Source organism: Priestia sp. JV24 (assembly GCF_025910025.1).
Classification (GTDB): Bacteria; Bacillota; Bacilli; order Bacillales; family Bacillaceae_H; genus Priestia; species Priestia megaterium.
In genome coordinates this window covers 81519-105214 of record NZ_JAPCIN010000009.1, presented here as the reverse complement: position 1 = coordinate 105214, position 23696 = coordinate 81519, and the positions used below count along the sequence as shown (strand labels likewise).

General features: G+C 37.9%; 29 protein-coding genes and 1 tRNA gene. 15 read left to right on the top strand and 15 right to left on the bottom strand.

The features are described 5' to 3' along the window. Positions 1-109 precede the first annotated feature (109 nt). From OK414_RS02800 to OK414_RS02790, 3 genes are all read left to right on the top strand, one after another. Positions 110-640, top strand: coding sequence for a tryptophan transporter (locus OK414_RS02800; RefSeq protein ID WP_034654488.1), 531 nt, complete (start codon positions 110-112; stop codon positions 638-640). Positions 641-1189: 549 nt separating this feature from the next. Then, positions 1190-1585 carry a YtxH domain-containing protein gene (locus OK414_RS02795; protein WP_013055314.1) on the top strand — a complete coding sequence of 132 codons (396 nt, stop codon included), beginning with the start codon at positions 1190-1192 and terminating at the stop codon, positions 1583-1585. Between the two features lie 113 nt (positions 1586-1698). Next, complete coding sequence (locus tag OK414_RS02790) at positions 1699-2295, top strand: HTH-type transcriptional regulator Hpr (RefSeq protein WP_263045969.1); 597 nt, start codon at positions 1699-1701, stop codon at positions 2293-2295. A gap of 3 nt (positions 2296-2298) precedes the next feature. On the opposite strand, the gene OK414_RS02785 is transcribed toward OK414_RS02790, so the two are convergent. Further along, a complete protein-coding gene (locus OK414_RS02785) occupies positions 2299-2643 on the bottom strand; it encodes a DUF1878 family protein (RefSeq protein WP_013081673.1) in 345 nt (114 codons plus the stop codon). A gap of 476 nt (positions 2644-3119) precedes the next feature. Here OK414_RS02785 and OK414_RS02780 point away from each other — a divergent pair, with 476 nt between their 5' ends. Further along, positions 3120-3299, top strand: a complete 180-nt coding sequence (locus tag OK414_RS02780; RefSeq protein ID WP_034654491.1) for a hypothetical protein — start codon at positions 3120-3122, stop codon at positions 3297-3299. A 35-nt stretch (positions 3300-3334) separates the two neighbouring features. Here OK414_RS02780 and OK414_RS02775 read toward each other — a convergent pair whose 3' ends face one another. Then, positions 3335-3430 carry a YjcZ family sporulation protein gene (locus tag OK414_RS02775; protein WP_016762974.1) on the bottom strand — a complete coding sequence of 32 codons (96 nt, stop codon included), beginning with the start codon at positions 3428-3430 and terminating at the stop codon, positions 3335-3337. 36 nt (positions 3431-3466) lie between these two features. Next, a complete protein-coding gene (locus tag OK414_RS02770) occupies positions 3467-3556 on the bottom strand; it encodes a YjcZ family sporulation protein (RefSeq protein ID WP_016762973.1) in 90 nt (29 codons plus the stop codon). Between the two features lie 307 nt (positions 3557-3863). Between OK414_RS02770 and OK414_RS02765 the strand changes: the two genes are divergently transcribed. After that, a complete protein-coding gene (locus OK414_RS02765) occupies positions 3864-4787 on the top strand; it encodes a peptidylprolyl isomerase (RefSeq protein WP_016762972.1) in 924 nt (307 codons plus the stop codon). 42 nt (positions 4788-4829) lie between these two features. Here OK414_RS02765 and OK414_RS02760 read toward each other — a convergent pair whose 3' ends face one another. From OK414_RS02760 to OK414_RS02745, 4 genes are all read right to left on the bottom strand, one after another. Further along, complete coding sequence (locus tag OK414_RS02760; protein ID WP_013055310.1) at positions 4830-5012, bottom strand: sporulation YhaL family protein; 183 nt, start codon at positions 5010-5012, stop codon at positions 4830-4832. A gap of 65 nt (positions 5013-5077) precedes the next feature. Next, a complete protein-coding gene (gene yhaM, locus OK414_RS02755) occupies positions 5078-6019 on the bottom strand; it encodes a 3'-5' exoribonuclease YhaM (protein WP_013055309.1) in 942 nt (313 codons plus the stop codon). 494 nt (positions 6020-6513) lie between these two features. Continuing rightward, positions 6514-7767, bottom strand: coding sequence for an ABC transporter permease (locus OK414_RS02750; protein ID WP_263045970.1), 1254 nt, complete (start codon positions 7765-7767; stop codon positions 6514-6516). After that, positions 7760-8659, bottom strand: a complete 900-nt coding sequence (locus tag OK414_RS02745) for an ABC transporter ATP-binding protein (RefSeq protein WP_095380406.1) — start codon at positions 8657-8659, stop codon at positions 7760-7762. The genes OK414_RS02750 and OK414_RS02745 overlap by 8 nt, the downstream gene beginning before the upstream one ends. A 141-nt stretch (positions 8660-8800) precedes the next feature. Here OK414_RS02745 and OK414_RS02740 point away from each other — a divergent pair, with 141 nt between their 5' ends. Beyond that, positions 8801-8986, top strand: a complete 186-nt coding sequence (locus OK414_RS02740) for a YhzD family protein (protein WP_013055306.1) — start codon at positions 8801-8803, stop codon at positions 8984-8986. 40 nt (positions 8987-9026) lie between these two features. On the opposite strand, the gene OK414_RS02735 is transcribed toward OK414_RS02740, so the two are convergent. The 7 genes from OK414_RS02735 to OK414_RS02705 all read right to left on the bottom strand — a co-directional run bounded on the left by OK414_RS02735 (position 9027) and on the right by OK414_RS02705 (position 15298). Continuing rightward, positions 9027-9299, bottom strand: a complete 273-nt coding sequence (locus tag OK414_RS02735; protein ID WP_013055305.1) for an HU family DNA-binding protein — start codon at positions 9297-9299, stop codon at positions 9027-9029. Between the two features lie 112 nt (positions 9300-9411). Further along, the gene (locus tag OK414_RS02730) at positions 9412-10215 is read right to left on the bottom strand and encodes an enoyl-CoA hydratase (RefSeq protein ID WP_034654500.1); all 804 of its coding nucleotides are present in this window, start codon (positions 10213-10215) and stop codon (positions 9412-9414) included. Positions 10216-10220: 5 nt separating this feature from the next. Next, positions 10221-11834 carry a long-chain fatty acid--CoA ligase gene (locus OK414_RS02725; RefSeq protein ID WP_016762968.1) on the bottom strand — a complete coding sequence of 538 codons (1614 nt, stop codon included), beginning with the start codon at positions 11832-11834 and terminating at the stop codon, positions 10221-10223. A 115-nt stretch (positions 11835-11949) separates the two neighbouring features. Next, positions 11950-13452 (bottom strand): coproporphyrinogen III oxidase, encoded by a 1503-nt coding sequence (locus tag OK414_RS02720; protein WP_170943847.1) that lies wholly within the window; start codon positions 13450-13452, stop codon positions 11950-11952. Positions 13453-13579: 127 nt separating this feature from the next. After that, positions 13580-13738 carry a hypothetical protein gene (locus tag OK414_RS02715; protein ID WP_162837677.1) on the bottom strand — a complete coding sequence of 53 codons (159 nt, stop codon included), beginning with the start codon at positions 13736-13738 and terminating at the stop codon, positions 13580-13582. Positions 13739-13888: 150 nt separating this feature from the next. After that, entirely contained in the window at positions 13889-14767 is an 879-nt protein-coding gene (locus OK414_RS02710; protein ID WP_013055300.1) for a Cof-type HAD-IIB family hydrolase, read from the bottom strand. 180 nt (positions 14768-14947) lie between these two features. Continuing rightward, positions 14948-15298 carry a YlbF family regulator gene (locus OK414_RS02705; protein WP_013055299.1) on the bottom strand — a complete coding sequence of 117 codons (351 nt, stop codon included), beginning with the start codon at positions 15296-15298 and terminating at the stop codon, positions 14948-14950. A 187-nt stretch (positions 15299-15485) separates the two neighbouring features. Between OK414_RS02705 and OK414_RS02700 the strand changes: the two genes are divergently transcribed. The 7 genes from OK414_RS02700 (at position 15486) to OK414_RS02670 (ending at position 22876) form a co-directional block, all read left to right on the top strand. Further along, a complete protein-coding gene (locus OK414_RS02700; RefSeq protein ID WP_263045971.1) occupies positions 15486-16829 on the top strand; it encodes a YheC/YheD family protein in 1344 nt (447 codons plus the stop codon). After that, positions 16826-17908 carry a YheC/YheD family protein gene (locus tag OK414_RS02695; RefSeq protein WP_230586591.1) on the top strand — a complete coding sequence of 361 codons (1083 nt, stop codon included), beginning with the start codon at positions 16826-16828 and terminating at the stop codon, positions 17906-17908. The genes OK414_RS02700 and OK414_RS02695 overlap by 4 nt, the downstream gene beginning before the upstream one ends. Before the next feature lie 4 nt (positions 17909-17912). Continuing rightward, entirely contained in the window at positions 17913-19262 is a 1350-nt protein-coding gene (locus tag OK414_RS02690) for a YheC/YheD family protein (protein ID WP_216876286.1), read from the top strand. After that, on the top strand, positions 19259-20419 hold the full coding sequence (locus tag OK414_RS02685) for a YheC/YheD family protein (protein ID WP_263045972.1): 1161 nt from the start codon (positions 19259-19261) through the stop codon (positions 20417-20419). Before OK414_RS02690 ends, OK414_RS02685 begins: the two co-directional genes overlap by 4 nt. A gap of 66 nt (positions 20420-20485) precedes the next feature. Beyond that, positions 20486-20695, top strand: a complete 210-nt coding sequence (locus tag OK414_RS02680) for a YheE family protein (RefSeq protein ID WP_013081659.1) — start codon at positions 20486-20488, stop codon at positions 20693-20695. A 29-nt stretch (positions 20696-20724) separates the two neighbouring features. After that, a complete protein-coding gene (locus OK414_RS02675; RefSeq protein ID WP_263045973.1) occupies positions 20725-21627 on the top strand; it encodes a PucR family transcriptional regulator in 903 nt (300 codons plus the stop codon). Between the two features lie 139 nt (positions 21628-21766). Then, positions 21767-22876 (top strand): ABC transporter ATP-binding protein, encoded by a 1110-nt coding sequence (locus OK414_RS02670; RefSeq protein ID WP_025752961.1) that lies wholly within the window; start codon positions 21767-21769, stop codon positions 22874-22876. Positions 22877-22899: 23 nt separating this feature from the next. On the opposite strand, the gene OK414_RS02665 is transcribed toward OK414_RS02670, so the two are convergent. Then, positions 22900-23064: a hypothetical protein gene (locus OK414_RS02665; protein ID WP_013055291.1), complete on the bottom strand. Its 165-nt coding sequence runs from the start codon at positions 23062-23064 to the stop codon at positions 22900-22902. 257 nt (positions 23065-23321) lie between these two features. On the opposite strand from OK414_RS02665, the gene OK414_RS02660 reads away from it, so the two are divergent. Next, positions 23322-23397 (top strand) — tRNA-OTHER (locus OK414_RS02660). Positions 23398-23434: 37 nt separating this feature from the next. After that, entirely contained in the window at positions 23435-23653 is a 219-nt protein-coding gene (locus OK414_RS02655; protein WP_013055290.1) for an alpha/beta-type small acid-soluble spore protein, read from the top strand. The last annotated feature ends 43 nt before the right edge of the window (positions 23654-23696 follow it).

Below are 23696 nucleotides of genomic sequence, written 5' to 3'. Positions count from 1 at the left end.
GATCCTTTTTTCACATAAATATGTTATAATCAGTATGTAAATATATGCAATGGGCATAGACGCACTATTGGTATATTTCGAGCTTAGCTTAGAAGAGGAGAGATGAGAAATGAATACAAAGGTTTTAGTTTCTTTAGCGTTATTAGTCGGAATTGGAGCGGTTCTCCACACGGTGGTACCTCCTATTTTATTTGGAATGAAGCCAGATATGATGTTAACAATGATGTTTTTAGCAATCCTGTTGTTTCCTAGCATAAAAAATGTTGCATTGGTTAGCTTAACCACAGCGGTTATTTCTGCTTTAACAACAAGCTTTCCTGGCGGACAAATTGCAAACTTGATTGATAAACCAATTACAGCATTTGTTTTCTTTGCATTATTTATGCTTGTGAAAAAAGCAACAGGCATTAAAACACCAGTTGCCGCTGCTTTAACAGCTGTTGGCACACTCGTATCAGGAACCGTATTCTTGTCTGCTGCCGCGCTAATCGTCGGCTTACCGGGCGGAAACAGCGTCATGGCGCTTGTTACTGCGGTTGTATTACCTGCAACAGTAGTGAACACAATCGTTATGGTCGTTATTTATCCAATTGTTCAATCCGTTCTAAAACGCACAAGCATCAAAGCAAAATTATCGTAACGTCAAGAGCCTGATTTAATTAAGAATCAGGCTCTTTTTTTACACCAAAAGCTCAGGCCCGCCAAAGCGTGGCGGACCTTTAGATAAAACGGTTCATTCATAGTATGTTGCTGATCTTTTAGAGACAATCTACAGTTCGACTCTTAACTTTTTGTTTAAAAAGAAATGGTACAGAATGCTTTTCACTTAAATTTCATTTGCAGCTCATACAATAGGTATGAAGACTTACTATGTAATAAAGGTTTAAGTTCTCCATCCTAGGTTACATAATAAAGTATAAGCGCCAATAAAAAACTCGCAAAAGCCACTGTCGCACATGTAAGAGACTTTTGTTTCAGCACATGTTTAGGTGGATATGATGCCGTTCTAGTCGTAAGGCTAAACCATTTAAAGGCAGCCAGAAAAAAACTCAGGCTAATTATCAAAAGAATGAATAAAGCTACCCCATGTTGATAACCTCCTTCTTTTGTATAAATTTATGCTATTTTTTTATGATTATGTCAGAAGGAAGTGTTAGCAATTACTTTACTACATAGGAGGAAATAAATAATGAGCAGAATGAAAAAACTAGCAGCTGGAGCAGCAATCGGAAGCACCGTAGCCGCTATTACAACGCTTCTTGTTACTCCATATTCAGGACGAGAACTTAAACAGCGTGTCAGCTCTCGAAAAGACCGAGTTAACGCTTCACAACAAGAGCTCTCAACAAAAATAAAAGCTGTTTCTCAACAAGTACAAATGACCGCCAGAGAAGGAAATACTATAGTGAAAAATATCGCAAGTGACCTTTCTACTACCCTTGGTCAGTTTAAAGAAGAAATTGTCCCTCATAAGGAATCCCTTCAGCATCATTTGAAAGAAATCCAAAATTCTTTGTCAAACCTAGAGGAACATGTACAGACAACTAAAAATCCCAATGAAAAAATTGACAAAAAAGAAGGTTAAAACGCCTTCTTTTTTAATTTTTTAAAATTTTGTAAATTTACATCTTTATAATTTTTTATTTTATTGGCATAATAGAAGATAAATAAAAAAAGAGACTAAGTAGGTGGGAGAAGATGAAAAAGACTAGTGATCAAGATTACAGTTTGAAAGAAGCACTTCTATTTAGCCAACGCATTGCCCAATTAAGTAAAGCCCTTTGGAAAACCGTAGAGAAGGATTGGCAGCAATGGATTAAGCCTTATGACCTTAATATTAACGAGCATCATATTTTATGGATTTCATATCATTTAAACGGGGCTTCCATTTCCGAAATTGCCAAATTTGGAGTTATGCACGTTTCTACTGCATTTAACTTCTCCAAAAAACTAGAAGAACGAGGTTTGCTTGAGTTTTCTAAAAAAGAAAGCGACAAGCGAAATACGTACATTCAGCTGACAGATAAAGGCGAGGCCATTTTATTAGATTTAATGGAACATTACGAACCTTCTAATAATTCAGTGTTCAGCGGCGCACTTCCGTTGCGCGACTTATACGGCAAATTCCCTGAGTTTATGGAACTAATGACCGTCATCCGCAAAATTTACGGTGAAGATTTTATGGATATCTTCGAGCGATCTTTCCATCATATCGAAGAAGAATTCACTGAAGAAGATGGCAAGCTTGTCAAGAAAGATAAAGAGAACCACCACGAGACTATTTCAAACTCTTAATGGTTAGTCCCTTATCCATTGAATAATTTCAAAAAATTCATTCATCACATCTTGATAAGAAGGTTGATAACGAAGCGATTCGACCGTCTCTCTGGGAGTTAATTTATAATTCAGCATGCCAACAAATTGTGTAAGAAGCGGAACAAAGTCTGTTAGACCTTCCGCTTTTTGCTCAATATATTCGTTTTTTGTATCTTCACACAGAATTAAAATTTCCTCTACTTCCTTCTTTGTAAGCTGATTTCTTACCACTAAATCAATAAATGGTTTAGCTTCTTGTTCAGATGTCCCAGATAACAGTTTTATGTAATATTCTAAACGTGATACTCGAGATTCTAAAGTTTCCATCCGCTTCCCCTACTCCTTCAACGTTCATATACCTCTACTCCATATTGTACATGATTCATTCATGTTCTTCCAAATAATTCTTTCTGCGTCATTCACATTTCCTGTTTAAGTAGCACCGTATAAAGATTTTCATATACTGATTATGTGCTCACTGCATATATTAATATAAATCCCTCTGTCCTTTTTAACATTCCTTTTGCACAATGGGTAATTGTTACTCATTTCTTATCCATTCACTTTGCTATTTCGTTTAAAACCTAGTTCTCAACTTCTTAACTACCCTTTATAAAATAAAAACCGCATTTCTGTGTAAATACCTTTTGAAATTCTTTGCTCAACTGTATATATAACTATCTATTTTACCGCTTTTTTGGTAATGTTAATATAGATATTTGTAAATTCATACAAAGCTGTACTATATAAATGACTATAAGACTTTTTGTCTTCGTCACACTGATTTTGTTAGGGGGATTTTTATGTACATATTCTTTATTGTATTTGCGCTATTCATTTTATTCTACATCAATGCACTAACAAATACATTGTGTATTCAAAAAGAAGTTCCAGCTGAAAAACAGCCTAAAGTTTTTCGTACGATTAATGTATTAATTACCATTTTATTAGTTTCATCTTATATTGAAGTATCATTTACATAAAAAACGGTGAGATGTCTCACCGCTTTTTTATAGGCTTAGCAAAAACAGCTAGCTCCGATGATAACTAATAAGATGAATAATACGACTAATAGCGCAAATCCACTGCCGTATCCGCATCCGTAAGAACCCATATCTATCACCCCTTTCCTTTTATATTCATCTGTTTCCTAGTGGTAACATGCACAACCAACAATGACTAATAAGATAAACAGTACAACTAATAGTGCAAAACCGCCTCCATATCCGCCTCCGCTCATTTGAGCACCCCCTTTGTTTACTAATACTGCATCTTATGCATCAGCTCAAAAAACGTCTAGGCTTTTAGCCCAAACTCGATAATTTATTTCTCTTGCTTCTCGTTTGGAGATTACTCTGTGAGTTTGTCCATCATTTTGAAAACGCTTTATAAAAAAGCCATCATAAGCGTATAATCACTCCATGCTTAGTGGAAAATAAATGTAAATTTACGTGGTTTTAACTTCATTTGCTAACATCAGGAAATGTGATATAGTAAATCTTGAGTCAAGCTACATAAGTAAAAATGATGAGTAGGAGTGTTTACGTATGAAAAAAAGCTTAGTTGCACTAACAACGGCAGCCAGCCTCGTTGCTTTATCAGCATGCAGTGGGGGAAATGATGCTTCAAATGCAAACGATTCTTCAAAAGTAATTGTAGAAACAAAAGCAGGCAATATCACTCAAGGTGATTTGTATAAGCAAATGAAAGATACAATCGGACAAGACCAATTTAATACACTCGTACGAAGCGTTACCGAAGAAAAAGTATTGAGTAAAAAATATAAAGTAACGGATAAAGAGCTTGATCAGCAGCTGAACATTCTAAGAGAACAATACGGTGATCAGGTGGATTCAGTTATTAAGCAAAAAGGCGAAAAAGAAGTCAAAGATATGCTAAAAGTTGATATTCTCCGTGAAAAAGCTGCTACGGCAGGCATTAAGGTATCGGACAAAGAGCTGAAAAAAGCTTATGATGAATATAAAGCTCAAAAACCTCAAATTCGCGCAAGTCATATTTTAGTAAAAGACGAAAAAACAGCAAACGAAGTAGAAGCGAAAATCAAAAAAGGCGAGGACTTTGCTAGTCTAGCAAAAGAATATTCAACGGATCAGCAGTCTGCAGCTAACGGCGGCGATTTAGGCTACTTCGGTGAAGGCCAAATGGTTAAAGAATTTGAAGAAGCGGCTTACAAGCTGAAAAAAGGTGAAGTAAGTAAACCAATCAAAACAGAGTACGGCTACCATATCATCAAACTAGTGGATAAAAAGAAAGTAGAATCGTTTGAGAAAAAGAAACCCGAACTTGAGCAGCAAATCAAACGTTCAAAAGTAGATCAAGCAGAAGCGAACAAGAAGATTCAAAAAGAGCTTGATAAAGCAAAAGTGAAACCAAAAGATAAGGATGTAAAACCAATTTTCGAAGAAGGTGCGACAGATAGTCAATCTGGCGTAGAAACTCCTCAGCAGTAATGCTAAGAGCCTGTCACTCATGTGACAGGCTCTTTTATATAATCAGATGGAATCGCTGTTGCGTCTTTCTTTTTCCACTTGCATTCTTTCGATGAAGACTTGTCCCTCTTTTTCAATAAACGAATCATCCACTTGCTTATCATGTTGTGCAGCACGAATCGCCATAAATCCACTAAAGAAAATGCCTGCTACAACTAAATAAATCCAAATTGGTAGTGTCACCATATATTGATCCCCCATCACAGTTATTTACAACCACTATATGCGAAGGAAGAAAGACTTATACCTTTTTAATCAATCGTTGGTTTATAAAATGAGCGATTATCAAGTGCAAAAATACGCTCTGTAAACTCACCGGGCTTCACTTTTGTTAATGCTCGGTCCAGCATATTCATTTTAGCGTCTACATTGTCAATCAAATGAAGCATCTCAGCCTCTTTAATTAACGGCTTTTTCGGACTTCCCCACTCTTCCTTACCGTGGTGCGATAATACAAGATGCTGAAGAAGCATAACCTCTTCTCCTTCAATCGCTAATTCTTCTGCCGCTTTTCCAATTTCATTCACCATAATTGAAATATGGCCAAGCAGGTTCCCTTCGACTGTGTATATCGTCGAAACAGGACCTGAAAGTTCAAATACTTTGCCAAGGTCATGAAGAATAACTCCAGCATAAAGCAAATCGCGGTTTAAGCTTGGATAAAGGGTTGAAAATGACTCAGCCAGCTTCAACATAGACACCACATGGTAAGCAAGTCCCGATACAAACTCATGGTGATTTTTAGTTGCTGCCGGATATTCTAGAAATTCCGTTTGATATTTTTTAAACAAATGGCGAGTAATGCGCTGGACATTCGAATTTTTCATTTCAAATATACTCTTTGTAATATGTTCGACCATTTCTTCTTGAGATAAAGGCGCCACTTCTAAAAAGTCAGATGTGCGCACTCCGTCTTGGGGCTGTGCAGGACGAATGTTGCGTATTTTCAGCTGGTTGCGTCCCCGGTAATTCATTACTTCTCCAGCAGCTCGCACAATCTTTTGAGCAGCATAATTTTCCTCGTCATCTGGGGAAGCATCCCACAGCTTGGCTTCAATATCACCTGTTTTATCTTGCAGGATTACCGTTAAAAATGGCTTTCCATTGCTTGCAATTCCTCTCGTTGAGGATTTAATTAAAAAATAAAGATCAACTTGCTCTCCTACTTCGTATTGAGCAATTCCTTTTGTCATGATCTTTTCCTCCTTACCACTTCATTCTATGTATTTGATAACGAAGCTCTTATCGCTTCTTCCGCTTATTTACAGCTCTTTACATTTCATTTTACCATCGCTTGCCACCGAATGCACGGGTAGACGCTTTTTCATAAAAGATGAGATTGCGACATAACAAAATCAATGCAATCTAAAGACGAACAAATTGGATAAAGGCGCTGAACTGCTTGAGACACCGCTGTTGATTTCCGTGCAAGACTTCGCTTTCCGCGAGCGGGCGCTGAGCCTCATCGTCCCTTCCGCTCCTGCGGGGTCTCACCTATTCCGCTTTTCCCGCCGGAGTCTTCGTCTTGCTCTCCAATACACAGCTAGAAGCAGCCACATATATATGAAAACTATGGTCACTATAGCAATAAAAAAATCCGAACGAGTTGGATTCTCCCTCAAGAATCTAGGTTGTTCGTTCGGAACTTCCTTCAACTAAACTACTTTTATCTCAGCCTCTCACTTCTTTATGTTTCTTTTTTCGTTAGCTGCAGCGCCTTTTTAATATCTTTAAAAGAGGTAGATTGCCCATACATAAGGACTCCTCCTTTATACACACGGGCACCAAATATAGCTAAAGCAGTAATCGTCACAACTAAAATCCCTATCGATACACTCACTTCCCACACAGGAACATTTAACATACCTACACGCAAAAACATAATCATCGGAGCAAAAAATGGGATAAAAGATGTGACCGTAATGATTGTGGTTTCAGGATCACCAAGTCCAAACATAGCAATTAAAAAAGCAGCCACAATCACAAGGGTCATAGGCGTAATCATTTGCTGTACATCTTCAATACGGCTCACAAGAGAACCTAAAAAAGCCGCGAGCGTAGCAAAAAGGAAGTACCCCAATATGAAGAAGACAAATGCATACACGAATGTAGTCAGCGGAACATCATTAAATCCGAGATAAGAAAAGATACCGTTATGATTTGTTTCCACACTGGCTTTTAACGATGTGTAGCCCACGCTCAGTATCACTGCAAGCTGTGTTAAGCTGAGCAGTGCAATTCCAATGATTTTAGCAAACATTTGTGTAATAGGTGATACGCTCGATACAAGGATCTCCATAACGCGGGATGATTTTTCAGTAGCTACTTCCATTGCGATCATGCTCCCATACATGATAACAGCAAAATAAATAACAAACAGCAGTACATACACAAGACCTCTTGCTTGATTTAGCTCTTGTTCTGTTTTGGCATTTTCAACTAACGCTTTCTTTTTAAATGAAACAGGGCTGTAAAGCTGATCAATTTGCTTTTCTTCTAACCCGATTTTCACTGTAGCCATAGCCACTTTTGTTTGCTGTACCGCCTGTTCTAAGGTAGAAGAAAGGTTTGATTCGGCCAAAGAGTTAGCTTTGTACACAGCTTGAGGCAGCTGCTTATCGTTTAAAGATAAAAGTAAATAGCTATCGAGCTCCCCGTTTTTTACCGCTTGTTTTGCCTTAGACTCAGACGTAAATTCTTTTAAATGAATGTCTTTATCCATGGCATTTACATTTTGTTTGAACAACGTATATAAGCTTTCAACTTCATAGATGACACCCACATTTGTTCCATTATCGTCTGAATTAAAAACGTCGATAATTTTCTCCATATTTGTAAGAGCAACTAGAATAAGAGCAGTAATAATCGTCGTAATAATAAAAGATTTTGTTTTTAATTTATTAAGATATGTATGAAAGACAATGACCCAAAATTTATTCATAGGAAGCACCTACCTTTTCAATGAAAATATCATTTAATGAAGGCTCTTCCACTGCGAATTTAGATACAAATGAAAAGTATTTAAGTTCTTGAAAAATGAGTTGTGATACGGATTCATGTTGAATTTGAACAATCATGCCCTCAGCCGTTTTTTTTACCTTTACAACGCCTTCAAGCTCTGTAATTCTCTCAAACGGACCTTTTCCATGTACAATGACGTTTTTCTTTCCAAATGAACGTTTGATCTCGGGCAGCCTTCCATACACTACAGGCGTGCCATGATGCATAATACATAAATATTCACAAAGTTCTTCCACATGTTCCATTCGATGACTTGAAAAAACAATCGTCGTTCCGCGTTTTTTCAAATCAAGCACCGCTTCTTTTAATACCTCTACGTTTACAGGATCTAAGCCGCTAAAAGGTTCGTCTAAAATAAGCAGCTCGGGTCGATGAATAACAGAGGCAATAAATTGAATTTTTTGCTGATTTCCTTTGGATAGCTCTTCTACTTTTTTGGAAGCATATTGGGGAATATTGAATCTAGATAACCAGTGCTCCATTTCTTGCAGCACGTTCGCTTTTTTCATTCCGCGCAACCGTCCAAGATATACAAGCTGATCTTTGACTTTTAATTTCGGATACAGTCCCCTTTCTTCTGGAAGGTAGCCAACTAGATGACTTCTACTGTAAGTTAAAGATTTATCATTCCATTGGATATGACCTGAGGTTGGTTCAATGAGCCCTAAAATCATTCGAAACGTCGTCGTTTTGCCAGCACCGTTTGCACCTAAAAAACCGAACACTTCGCCTTTTGGAATTTGCAGGGATAGCTCGTTTACAGCTGTAAATTCACCGTAACTTTTTGAAACTTCACGGATAGAAAGAGACATTTAATTCCTCCTTTGTAAATAAACCTATGTTTATTGTATGGAAAAAAATGATATCTGTAAACCTTAGCAGGATTTAGGGGAATAGGACGAGAAATATGTTGAATACGCTTACAATTATACTATAAGAGGAGAGTAGATTTTATGAGTACTTACACATTAACCGCTTTTGAAAAGACGGGGGAAAAATTAATAGATGAAAGTTTTGAAGCAGCTTCTGAGACAGAAGCAAAGACTATCGGCACCAAGAAGTTAGAAGAGCTTTCCTATTTAGAAAAAACGCATCGATGCGTTAGCTCTAGCGGAAAACTTGTATTGTTTCATCGTTAATACAAAACGCCGGAAAGTTTTAGCTTTCCGGCGTTTTATATTACTTTACAGCTTCTTTTAGTTCTTTACCAGCTTTAAATGCCGGTACTTTTGATGCTGGAATTTGCATTTCTTCACCCGTTTGAGGGTTACGGCCTGTACGAGCAGCACGCTCGCGTACTTCAAATGTACCGAAGCCGATTAACTGAATTTTTTCACCTTCACCTAGCGTCGATGAAATTGTTTCTAGTAATGCATCAACTGCTTTAGATGCATCTGCTTTTGTTAACTCTGATTTTGTTGCCACTGCGTTTACTAAATCTGTTTTGTTCATTTCCAATCACCTCATTAGTTTCTACATTATCTTGTGTTACCACTGTTTTGCAACTTTTAAACATGCTCTATCAATATGATAGACAAAAATATTGGCTTTTAAACTAGTTCACTTAATTTTCGGAAATATCTTTTTCACTTTGATTAAAAACAGGCGCTCGCTTTTCTAGAAACGCACGTACACCTTCCTTATGATCCGGACTTTGGCTCATAGCAAACTGACTTCTTTTCTCAAGCGCAAGCACTTGCTTTAATTGTGAAACAGATGTCTCCACATAAATTCGCTTTGTTTCCTTCAAAGCACGTGAAGGTTTTTTTAGCCAATATGAGAGATAATCTTCTACATGCTTCGCCAAATCTCCTTCTTTTATTTCATCAATTATGCCAAATTGATGAGCTTCCTCTGCTTTTAATGTCTTTCCTTCCCAAATTAGCTGTTTTGCACGATGAGCACCGATGCGCTTTTCTAGTAAAAAGTGACCGCCTCCGTCTGGAATTAGAGCAATACCGATAAAGTTCATCGCAATTTTTGTGTGTCTTTCTGCAATAATATAATCAGAAGCAAGCGCGATGCTCAGTCCTAGCCCTGCTGCCGCACCGTGCAGTACACTTATTGTCATTTGAGGGAGGCTATATAAAGTCAGCACGGCTTCATTAATCAAATCCATTACCTGCTCAAAACGTTCTGATTGTGAAGGTGACATCATCATATTAATATCTCCGCCTGCTGAAAATACTTTTCCGTTTCCTTTTACTATTAAAAAGTCCGCTTCACTTTCTTCGACAACTTTTAAACATTGAATAAACTGCTCTAGCACTTCTTCGTTTAATGCATTTAACGCATCCGGCCTGTTAAACGAAATTGTGGCGATACGCTCTTGCAAAACTAGTTCTACTACTTTTAATTCGACGGTCATCTTACTCACCCTTTCTGATAATGATTGAGGACTTGTTCACGAAGCGTACGTTTTAAGAACTTTCCTACCGTTGTCTTCGGGATCTCATCCATAAATAAAATGTCATCTGGAAGCCACCATTTTGCGAACTGCGGCGCTAAAAATTCGAGCAGCTCTTCTGACGAAACGATGCCTTTGTATGCATCTTTTAACACGACACAAGCCACCGGACGCTCTTGCCACACCTTATGAGGGACTGCTATTACACAGGCTTCGAAAACAGCTTCATGGGCAATAAGCGCGTTTTCTAGATCAACCGATGAAATCCATTCTCCTCCGCTTTTAATTAAATCTTTTGTTCGGTCTACGATTTTGATCGTTCCCTCTTCGTCAACCGTCACAATATCTCCGGTGTACAGCCAGCCGTCTTTAAACGTATCTTCTGTTCTTTTATCCTTGTAATATTCAGAAGCTACCCATGGGCCCTTTAGTAATAGCTCACCCATTTCGACTCCATCCCAAGCAATTTCTCCATTTTGACCTATTACTTTCATTTCAACGCCAGGAACTAAGAAACCTTGCTTCGCTTTTACGTTGAGCTGATACTCAAAGTCTTCGCTGTACTGATAGCTTTTTAAGCGGGAGACGGTCACCACAGGGCTTGTTTCCGTCATTCCGTATGCATGCATAAATTCAATTTGATATTTTTCCTGAAATTCTCGAATGACGCTTTTTGGGGCCGCTGATCCGCCACATAAAATAGCTCGCAAACTATCGACTGCGTAAGGCCTGGTTTCTATCTCTTGTAAAAAGTTTAACCAAACGGTAGGTACTGCTGCAGCCAGAGTTACTTTCTCTTCTTCAATCAAAAAAGCAATCGTCTCTGAAGTACAAAAAGCACCCGGCAGCACGAGCTTTGTTCCAAACCAAACGGCAGCAAAAGGAATTCCCCATGCGTTCACGTGAAACATTGGAACGATAGGCATAGCGGTATCAGCTTCTGATAATCCAGCACTATCAGCAAGCCCTAGCGCCATACAGTGCAGATAAATAGCGCGATGAGAATATACAACGCCCTTTGGCTCGCCTGTAGTAGCAGAGGTATAACAAAGACCTGCTGGTTCTTCTTCGTTTAAATCTTGAACAAAAGAATGCGATGCATCCCCTTGCTTAATCCAATTTTCGTAATGATAAACTGGCAAGTCTGTTTTTGGCAGCTTATTTTCATCTGACATAATGATATAGGCTTCAACATGTGGAAGCTTGTGATGAATGCTTTCAAATAAAGGTAAAAAACATTCATCAAATAAAATGACTTTATCGCGTGCATGGTTAATGATGTATACAATTTGCTCAGGATCTAACCGGATATTGATGGTGTGAAGAACAGCGCCTATTCCAGGCACGGCAAAATAAGCTTCTAGATGTCTATGATGATTCCATGCAAACGTCCCGACTCTTTCTCCTCGATTCACTCCAATTCGTTCTAGCATACTAGAGAGCTGCCGAGTCCGTTTTATTAACTGATTATAAGTTAAACGCTGAATTCCTTTTGAAGATTTAGAAACCACTTCTTTTTTACTAAACAGCTTTTCAGCTCTTTCCATCATAGATGGTACGGTTAACTGTACATTCATCATTAAGCGGCACCTCGCATCGCCATAATAAGAAAACGCTTACAACTCTTTTATATATTCAACAGATTCCGACATTTCCCTGCCGAAAATAAAAAAAGATCACTAAAAAGTGACCTTTTTATTTCCTAAACAATTCATCTAAAATCTTGAGTTTCTCTTGTGTGTAGTGCTCGAATCCATCGTTGTACGATTTTGGGTCTTTTGGATTCGCAAACCTTGTGATAATGCCTGTTTCTGGATGCACGAACTTACTAGATGCCCCGCATCCAAGACCAATAATCGTCTGCTTTTCTTCCATAATCATAATATTGTACAGGCTCTCTTGACCAGGGAATGAATATCCAACGTTCTCTAAATTACCTAAAATATTTTTTTGGCGATATAAATAATAAGGTTCATACCCTTGTTCTTGAGTCCACTCAGTCGCTAAATCCATCATTTTACCAATTTCATAGCGATCTGCCACTTTGTATTTCCGTTTATTTTGAGTCATTTCAGACGCGCGTTTAAACGATAGGGTATGAACAGTTAAAGATTCAGGAAGCAATTTTTTAGATTCGTCTAGCGTATGCTGAAATTCTTCTACACCTTCATTTGGAAGTCCAATAATTAAGTCCATGTTAATGTTATTCATCCCCATTTTTCGAGAAAGATGAAATTTATCAATAGTTTCTTCAACTGTATGATGACGTCCAATAGCTTTTAAGGTTTCTTGAATATAAGACTGCGGATTTACACTAATCCGGTCAATATTCCATTTGTTCAAAACAGCTAGCTTTTCTTCCGTAATCGTATCGGGTCTTCCTGCTTCTACCGTAATTTCACGGATATTTTGTACATCCGGGAACGATTCATACATCTCTTCATACAGCATGTCCATTTCTTCAGCGGTAATGCTCGTTGGTGTACCTCCACCATAATAGACGGTTGTAATCTTGACGTTATTGTCTTTTAGCCATTTTCCTACTTCACGCATCTCATAATGCAAGCCGCCTAAAAATGACGTAACGGATCCTTGACGTCCGTTAATTGCATATGCTGGGAATGTACAGTATGCACACTTCGTCGGACAAAACGGAATGCCTATATAAATGCTTACCTCGTTCTTTAACTCATGTAAATCGGGAATAGCTGCTAGTTGACGATCCACAATATGCTGCATTAAATTAATTTTGTCATCGGTGATTAAATATTCTTCCTTTAGCTCACGATGCGCTTGTTCTTTACTTTTGCCTGACTGCAGTTTCATATGAAGCAGCTTCGTTGGACGTATACCAGTTAAAATACCCCATTTTTGAACAATGCTTGTATACTCCTGTAGTACAGATAAGTAGACGCGAAGCACCACATTTTTTATTTGCTTAAATTTTTCTTTTTCTGTTTCATATGGCGTAAACGATTTAGCAAGCTCTTCTGTAAACACTTTGTCCGTTTCAGCGTCATGGAGTACTGCTTTCGCATAAATTTCTTCATGAACTTTTAGCTCTACTTCGACTTTCAGCTGAGCTTCGTTATCATCCTCAAAGGAGACGTTGCTTTCTTCAAAAAACAAATCTGAAATTCGGTGAAGCGGACGTAAAAAACGTTCATCTTCTATACCTTTTATATAAATGTTCAATATAATCACCTTTCAAATCAATTCTATCTAAGTAATCAGTTTACAAAACCTATGTATGTCCGGTCAAGGTGCTCAGTTCAAGGGAATGCGCGGACAGGAAACAAACGGAAAAGAGATTGAGCCATAAACATTAATTCAATCTAAAGACGAACAAATGAGATACATGAGCTGAACCGCTTGTTACACTTTGTTGATTTCCATGCAAGGCTTTGCTTTCCGCGGGCGGGCGATGAGCCTTCTCGTCGCTTGCGCTTTTCGCACGGAAGTCTTCGCCTTGCCCTCCAATCAACTGCTAGAAGCACGTACATATATGAAATCTACGTTCACTCTTCCAATAAAAAAATCCGAACGAATTGGATTCTCTATCAAGAATCTCGATTCATCGTTCGGATCTTCCTTCGGCTAAACTGCTTTTGTACTAGCCTCTTTTTTCCTTTATTTATTTTAAACGAAAGCTGTCAATTTGATGAAGATAACCAAGGCGCTGCTGCTTTCTAAATAATTCTTTTACCATATAGGCTACACCATTTTCATTATTAGAACGAGTAACCCAATCCGCAAGCATTTTTAATTCTGTTGGTGAATTGCCCATGGCCACACCCATTCCTGCATGTTCAATCGTTTCTAAATCATCATAGCAATTTCCAATTGCTACCACGTCTTCCATTGGTATCCCTAGACGATTTGCTACATAACGAACGCCGGCAGCTTTTGTGGCTCCTTTTGGCGTAATATAACATCTATTTTCATTTGGATACGAAAACCATTCAATATCCGGAACTGCACTAGCAATTGTTTGCTCGGCATATTCTTTTTCTCTACGATCTGCAAAATAAACTTCTATTTTTGGCGTAGAAACAGGTTCATCACGAAGTGTATCTCCTAATGAATCTACGAACTGCACGGGATAAAAGAGCGGTTCTCCCGTTTTCAACACGCTTTTAGCTACGATATTATTAGGAAGCTTTACACGATTTCCAATTGAAAACCTTTCATGTAAAATGCGGACATGACAATTAAAATTTTCAAAAAGCTGAATGAGATTAAATGTTTTTTCCTCGCTAATTCTCTTATCTAGTATCGGTTTGTCTATCGATGTTCCGATAAAGGCACCGCTATGAGTAATGAGCATTGCTGGATGAACTTTAAGTGACCGAGCAATTTTTTTAGCAGACGGAAAATGCCTGTTTGTTACTAACGTAACGTAAACCCCTTTATTTTTAACGAATTGAATTGCGTCTTTGGTTTCTTTTGTAACGCGCCCTTGGCTATTTAAAATGGTTCCATCAATATTCAACGCTAGCAATCGATAAGCCATATGAGAACCCCTTCTTTCATAGATGTCTAATCCGTTAGGATACGGTTATAAATGACCTTTTCATGATAGTCGGCATGTGTAGCCTTGTTACTAAGCTTATGAGCAGAACTGCACAATTAGAAGGAATTTCCGCATAAAAAAAAGAGGAAAAGATTTCTCTTTTCCTCTTTTCTCTATCTCTTATTCAGCCGCACCGTAAAGTTCTTCAAGTGGCTTCATGATAATTTTGTTTAATTCACCAATTACCATGCTCATACGTTGCTCAGCTTCCATTAGCTTCGCAATATTTTGATCTTGTTGAACGATTGCAACTGTTTGTTGAGCTTGCTGAACTTCTTCTTCAGTGATTTCTTGGCCCATCATTTGCTTTTGTTGCAACTCCATTTGCATTGTACGGAAACGCTCAAATAATTGTTTTGAACCTTGATCAGCGTTTACTGCTGCATATAAGTTTTTTAAGTTTGTGTAATCGTCGCTTTGACGAATTGCTTTTTCTAAATCATTTGCTACATCATGTAAGTTTACAGACACGTTAAGTTCCTCCTAATTAAGTTCTATAATTTCTTGACTTCCCTAACTATAACAAATTATTATATAAAATTCAGCTTAAGACCTTTATTTTCTTAGAAAACGATAAATTCTCTTCACAGATTGGGCTAATTCCTCATAGTATATATCAGCATTCGCCTACTAAAGGAAAGAAAAAGAGGATTCGTTTATGAATACTTTTACCATTTCTCTAAAACCACTAGAGAACCATATGAGCAGCGACATTTACATTAGTTCTGCTCTGTTCTCCCATGTGAAGTGCAAGCACGAGTTTACGTTAACAGTAGGCTCCATTACGAAAGAAGTCGAAGCCACCGTTTTTCAGCATCGAGAATGCTGTTTCATGATGTCAGAAGCTCTATTTACAGACTTTCGCTTTCCGTATGAAGCACATCAGCTGAGAGGCATTTATGAAGAGAACACGTTTAGGTTGGGACCCGTCATTAGCATCGTAACAGAAGTTCGAGAAGATGAAGAACTCTTTGGCTCCATTTCTGTATTTTGTAAGGAATTTGTTCAAGCTTGCAAGGAGTTAGGGTGTTTTTGCTATGTGAGTAAATTAAGCGACGTGAAGTCATTATCCCCTAAAGGATATGTTTATCGCGCTGATCGATGGGTTTATTCAGACGTTCCCTTTCCTGGAATCGTACACAATCGGATTCATGCCAGGAAAACGGAGCAAACCGCTGATTTTCAAACCTTTAAAACATTTTTAAAAGAACATGACGTTCCTTTCTTTAACGCACGCTACTTAAATAAATGGACGGTTTTTCAACAGCTTAAAGATGTCGTACACTTGCTTCCATATTTGCCAAAAACGTATCAGCTTCGTTCACGTCAAGATCTTCTTGACGCTTTGGAACTTCATGACGATGTTTTTTTGAAGCCTGTTCATGGTAGCCAAGGAAAAAACATTTTTAAAATTTCAAAAAAAGAGAGGTATATTTTAGACTATACAACGTTTACGCAGACATATGAAAAAGAATATGAATCTCTTTATGACTTATTTGAAACGCTTTATAGTCAATTAAAAAGGCAAGGATTCCTCATCCAAGAAGGAATTTCACTGCAGACATACAAACAGTGCCCTTTTGATTTCCGCATTCTCTGTCATAAAAAAGACGACTTGACGTGGAAAATCACGTCCATTGTCACACGTGTATCAAAACCCGGCAATTTCGTCTCAAATCTTGCCCGTGGAGGAGATATTCATCCTCCTCAGCAAGTGTTAACTCAGCTCTATGATTCAAAAACTACCCGCCATATCCTTTCACTTTTAAAAGAGATTGCGATTGAAATTTGCACGCAGCTTTCTCATCCGTCTGAACTTTATGCCGAATTCGGTATTGATTTAGCGATTGATCAAGAAGGAAAGCCTTGGATTATTGAAGTAAATGTCAAGCCTTCCAAACAATCTGATTCAAGCGCTTTCTCTGTCCGTCCATCAACAAAAGCACTGCTTGATTATTGTCTGCATGCAACGAATTTTCAATTTCCCAAGGAGGATTTATGATGATTTCATTAGGCTTTTTAACGATTCACCCGCAGCAAGAAGTGGAGTACGTGACCGAAATTGCTAAACATGCTTCTGAGTTTTCGATTGAAATATACCGTTTTACTCCTTTTAACATTCATCCTAACACCGAAAATATTGAAGGCTTCCGCTACGATTTACAACAAAAGAAATGGATAGAAGATTCCTTCTTACTTCCTTCGTTTATTTACGATCGCTGCTTTTATCGAAAAGACTCTCTGTCTAAAAAGGCTCGCCCTATTGTAAACTGGCTTAAACAGCGGGAAGATGTTACATTTTTAGGCCATGGATTACCCAATAAGCTAGATGTCTATGAAGTAATTAAAAAAGATAGCTATTTATCTTCATATATTCCTCCTACCACTCCAATCGAAAGTGTAGAGCAACTTGTTCAGCTGCTTCGAACAAACGATAGCCTAATGATTAAACCTGCCAACGGCTCACAAGGTAAAGGGATTGTGAAATTAAGACAGCGTGGACGTGAAATTGAAGCTTCTTATCAACAAAATGACATTGTAAACACCATTCTATTTTCCTCTTTTCAAGAGTTTAAGAACTGGTTTACGAAAACCACCCGTGATGTACTGTATATTGCTCAACCCCATATTTCATTTTTCCCTTATGAACGCACTCCTTTTGATATAAGACTGCTATTACAAAAAGGAAACGATGGTGCTTGGAAAGAAATTGGAAGAGGCATTAGACAAGGTGAACGGGACTCTATCGTAACAAATGTAAGTTCAGGAGCATCTATTGTACCTTTTGAGAACTTGCTGCCTCGCATTCCTCGCGTTCATCGTCAATATGTAAGGGATGAAATCAACACCATTTGTAAAACGATTCCGTCCGTGCTCGAAAATCACTTTCCTTCTCTTTTTGAATTAGGTATTGATTTATGTATCTCGAGAGACTTCAGCATCTGGATTCTAGATTTAAATTCGAAACCGGGAAGAAAAATAGTAATGGAAACAGCACCTGAACAAAAAGAAGTCATGTATAAAAATGTCCTGTCTTACTGCGTCTATTTAGCTAACACACTATCGTATCGTAAGGAGTAATGCTATGAAAAAAACTCTTACTCCCCTTGTTGTAGTAGAGCAGCTAGGCTGTGATCTTTCTGTTCCTGCATCTCTTTACAAAGACTCCTTGAAACAAGCAGCTTTTGGAACCATGACAGCTCCATGCCTTATACAATCTTCAGAACGTGAAGAAATTCAGATTTCAGCTGAGCTAATGACAAAACTTCAAATTCCTTTCGCCCATATGATGCATCCTATTATTGTGAATGAGACCATTCACTTAGGACCTTTAATCGGTGTGTTATCCGCTGGTTTTACTGGTTCTCTGCTGCGGCCAATTGGAAAGCGTTCCCTTCACTTAGCTAAACTTCTTTCTACTGCAAGTATAACAGGGGGCCTGCCTTTTATTTTTGGAACTCATCATATCAACTGGGAAACCGGGACCATAAACGGCTATTTTTATGAAGAAAGCGGCTGGACACAACATGAAATCCCGCTTCCTAACGTTGTATATAATCGTTTGCCAAATCGAAAAACAGAAGGGTTAGCTCCTTTTAAGTTCATTAAAGAAAAGATGATGACTGATTACGGCATTCCATTTTTTAATCCTGATTTTTTCAACAAGTGGGAAATTCATGAGCTTTTAAAACTGAACGAGCAGACAGCCTATTTGTTACCTTACACGGTTGAAAGTCCTTCGTGTGAGCAAATAAAAAAACTTCTACTTCTTCATCAAACCGTTTATTTAAAACCGAAAAACGGAAGCTTAGGCCGGGGCATTTATACCCTATCTTTTAAGAGTTCCATGTACACGCTGACTTACAAAGGAGAAAAAGGTCTTCATGTTCAAGAAAAAGAAACCTTAGAGGATCTATTATCAGAATTTGAATATTTACTTACTAATCCTTCCTACATTGCTCAGCAAGGTATTTCATTAATCAAAAAAGAAAAGCGCTGTGTAGACTTTCGCGTGCATACGAATAAAGACGGGAATAACCAATGGGTGCTTACTGCTCTGGCTGCTAAAGTAGCCGGTCCCAACAGCATCACTACGCATCTTGATTACGGCGGAGAAATTGAAGCTACAGCTAAAATATTCACCAACCCTTCTTACAAAAAAGAAATTGAAAATAAGCTAAAAGATGCCGCTATCTCAATTAGTCATGTGCTTGAACAGGAGTTGAACGGATTAATTGGAGAGCTTGGATTCGATTTTGGAGTGGATTATCAAGGAAACGTATGGCTGTTTGAAGCTAACTCCAAGCCCGGTCGCTCTATTTTTTCACACCCTGCCTTACGAAAAGCGGATCAACAAACTAGAAAACTTTCTCTAGAATATGCGATTTACTTATCTGGATACTATCTAAATACACCTGAAGGCATCAGCATATGATTACAATTTACTATCACAAAGAAAAGCAGCAGTGGTTTCATCATAACCCTTCAGCATCTTACACATGGGGAGTTCAAGAAATTGAACTTCCCTTTACTCAAAACATTTCTTCTACTCAAGCTTTTCTTCGTTTAAAAGGAGAAAAAGTCGGTCCTATTGTGGGAGTTTTAACGAACAAAGCGGTTTTGGAAAAACTGAATGTAAAACAGCGCCCTTTATTGGAACTCTTACATCATACCCTGCAAGAAAAAGGCGGGCTTCTTGCTTTATTCGCTGAAGAAACAATGTCTCATCACTTCTTTGAAGGGTATTGCTTTGACGGTGCAAAAAAGCAGTGGATCAAAACAACTTTGCCGCTGCCAAACGTTATATATAATCGTTATCCAGGAAGAAAATCAGAAACTAAGAAGCTGACATCTTTACATCAAAAAATTAAAGGCAAGCACATCCCACTTTTTAATTCCGCTTTTTTTTCAAAATGGAAAGTATATCAATTATTTTCAAAGGAGCCACTACTATCTTCTCACCTTCCTAAAACCTATCGTTTAACACCAGAAATTGATATTGCTAAGCTTCTGCAAAAGCACTCTTCCCTTTACTTTAAGCCTATTAACAGCAGTAAAGGTGCTGGAATTTTTCGATTATCTTCCCATAAGCATACGATTATTTACCAAGATCATAAACGCAAAGAAGAATTTTCTTCTTTACAAGCAATTGACCTTCCCAGGTCTGCTTATCTCATTCAAGAAGCGATTGAGACGCAACCATTCAAAGACAGGCGCTATGACTTACGTATTTTAGCGCATCACAAAGATAGCGGATATGTTATTAGCGGCGTCGGCATTCGACATAGTCCCTATCAATCCATTACAACACATACGTTAAACGGCGGCAGCATTTCACCTTTCCAAGATTTAGAAGATGAAGTAGATACTTCCTTTCTTTCGTCCTTTGTAAATACGTGCGGGCAAGTCCTTCAAAAATCCTTCCCTCTAGTTGAAGAATTTTCTCTTGATATGGCAAAGTCAGCCCAAGGGCAGTATTATTTGTTTGAAGTGAATGCAAAACCGATGATTTTTGATGAAACAGATATTCAAACGCAAGGTGCTAAACACATATGCAACATATTTTACAAATTAACAAAATTTTTAGATTAAATGATTTTTCATCTCCTTTTCTCATGGTAAGCTTATAATAACTAATTGAGAAAGGAGATTTTCTTTATGGTTTCACACTTTCAGGTTAAACCGCTGTATCAAAATAATCGAATGCCGGGCTGGCATATCTCGTTTTATATGAATCGGGTTTATTATGAGGCTGATTATTTAAAAGATGGACAAATTGTATGGAAAACTGCGCCTTCTAATCAAATAGATGAAACACAATTAATTGATTATATTCATGAGCTTATGCTTTTTCACGTTTATGAATAGTAAGCTTTCACCGAAGGGAACGAGCACAGATGAAACAGTTGCACACACTATTTGGGGATAAAATGATTAAGGCTAAAATCCCTTCTCAATTTGAACGTTACAAATGGTTTTCATGTGATGAAGGCTTCATTGGAATTGAACACACCGCTTTATCTCAAAAAGAGCAGGCATTACTTTCTGCTTTTTTAACCCCTTATGATGAGAAAATTTCTTTACTGACGCCAGAGCAATTGTATTGGTTAGACCTGTTATTTGAAGCACCTGAAAAAGTCATTCATTCTCATCATAAGCACCATTCTTTTCGCTTCACCCAGTTTTTAATTAAACGTTTGTTTGAACAAAAAATAGAGTTTGAAAATGCGCTTCACGCCTTGTATTCTACCTCGATTACTGTGTTGTGGATTGATAAACAATCAGGTATCGTCATCGAAACCTTTAATGATCCTAATGACTTAACTGAAAATTTATCAGATTCTATCGAGGTGCTATGTCATGATTTTGAAACTTCAATTCAGTTCTTTGAAGGACAAATTCACTTTTTTCCGTCTTCACCGCGATTAATTTTTGAGCGTGAAAAGAAATGGTTTTATCAAATTAAGCATACAGTCGAACAAAACCATGTTATCCATTTTACCGACGTTTTACCCCATTTGGTTCTGCAAGAGTCTTCAGAGGCAATCCAAAATCATATGATACATTTACTTGACTTAGTAAAAGATGATGGAGATCTTTTAGAAACCATTAAAGTTTATTTAGAATGTAATTTAAACGTATCTCTTGCTGCTAAGAAATTGTACATGCATCGCAACAGCTTGCAGTATAGAATTGAGAAATTTATTGATCGCACACACCTTGATATCAAACACTTTACAGGAGCTGTGTCTGCTTACTTAGCCATTCTTGCTTTAAAAAATTCGCAAGATGGAAAATAAAATGAAAGGGTTTTCGTAAATAGTGCACGAAAACCCTTTCTTTTTTTTGTGCATGTTTCCCATTTACCGTTTCATTTAAAAAAATTACACTAGATTTAAGAAAACGGTTTCACAGAGTACATACAAGGGGGAAATGGAAATGGCTGAATTACGTTTAGAACATATTTATAAAATGTATGATAAAGATGTGACGGCGGTAAAAGATTTTAACCTTCACATCCAAGATAAAGAATTTATTGTATTTGTTGGGCCTTCAGGCTGCGGGAAATCGACAACGCTTCGTATGGTTGCAGGGCTAGAGGAAATTTCCAAAGGTGATTTTTATATTGACAGCAAGCGTGTAAATGACGTTGCTCCAAAAGATCGCGACATTGCAATGGTATTCCAAAACTACGCATTGTATCCGCATATGAGCGTATATGACAACATGGCTTTCGGCTTAAAACTTCGTAAATTACCAAAAGATGAAATCGAACGCCGCGTAAAAGATGCCGCTCGTATTTTAGGACTTGAGCAATACTTAGAGCGTAAGCCAAAAGCATTATCCGGCGGACAGCGTCAGCGTGTAGCTCTAGGTCGTGCAATCGTTCGTGATGCTAAGGTCTTCTTGATGGACGAACCTTTATCAAACTTAGACGCGAAATTACGTGTGCAAATGCGTTCTGAAATTGCGAAGCTTCACCAGCGTTTGGGTACAACGACAATTTACGTAACACATGACCAAACCGAAGCAATGACAATGGCTTCTCGTCTGGTTGTTATGAAAGATGGGATTATCCAGCAGGTTGGTACACCAAAAGAAGTATATGAAAAACCTGAAAATGTATTTGTAGGCGGGTTTATTGGTTCTCCTGCTATGAACTTCTTAACCGGAACGTTAAAAGACGGAAAGGTTCAAGTAGGCGATTCTCTTCTTGCAGTTCCGGAAGGTAAAATGAAAATACTTCGCGAGCAAGGATATTTAAACAAACAAATTATTTTAGGCATCCGTCCTGAAGATTTCCATGATGAGCCTGTATTTATTGAATCTTCACCTGGCACAAAAGTTACAATCAAAGTCGATGTATCCGAGTTAATGGGAGCTGAAACCATGCTTTATTCTAAACTTGGCGGACAAGATTTTGTAGCACGCGTAGATTCAAGAACAGATATTAAACCGCTTCAGTCTCTAGACTTAGCATTAGATATGAACAAAGCGCATTTCTTTGATGCAGAATCTGAACAGCGCATCCGTGCTGAACACGAATAAAAAAGACCCCCAGGGGTCTTTTTTTATTCCTGTATTTGCTTCAATTCTTCACTGTGACAAGTAGAGCAGTAAAAGAGATGAATACATTGGTGATTTGCTAAATCACTAGGATACCCATTTTCTACTTTTAACTGATCGATTTCCATGTAAGCACTGTAATCATCAAAATAATCGCTGACTTTTCCCATATCCCCCAGCACTCCTCCACATGTTTTGCACGTCATTTGTACATCACTAAACCCATTACATAAGGAACAAATCGACATCCGCACACCTCGCTTTACCTGATCAATATGTACCTATAATATGCACGGAATAAAACTCTCTTACTCTTTATCAAACTCTACACAAAAATTTCTATAAATTACCAATAGTTTTCTATGTATATGTTTTTTCCCTTTCGCCATAATACTAGTAACAACCGAGTACAACAGCTCGCAAGCATTGAGTTACGCCGCGGTAGGCAAGCGGATCTAATCGATGCATCTGCTCGGCTGGTTCAACTCCAGCTAACTCAACCATTACAATCTATTTTATCTAACGAGGAGATGAATACACATGGCAAATTATCAAAACGCATCAAACAGAAATTCATCAAACAAGTTAGTAGCGCCTGGTGCTCAAGCTGCTATCGATCAAATGAAGTTCGAAATCGCTAGTGAGTTTGGTGTAAACTTAGGACCAGATGCAACAGCTCGTGCGAACGGATCTGTTGGTGGCGAAATCACAAAACGTTTAGTACAATTAGCTGAGCAAAACCTAGGCGGCAAGTACTAATATTAACTAATTTCATATTATGGCTTTAGCGCTCCAAGATCTC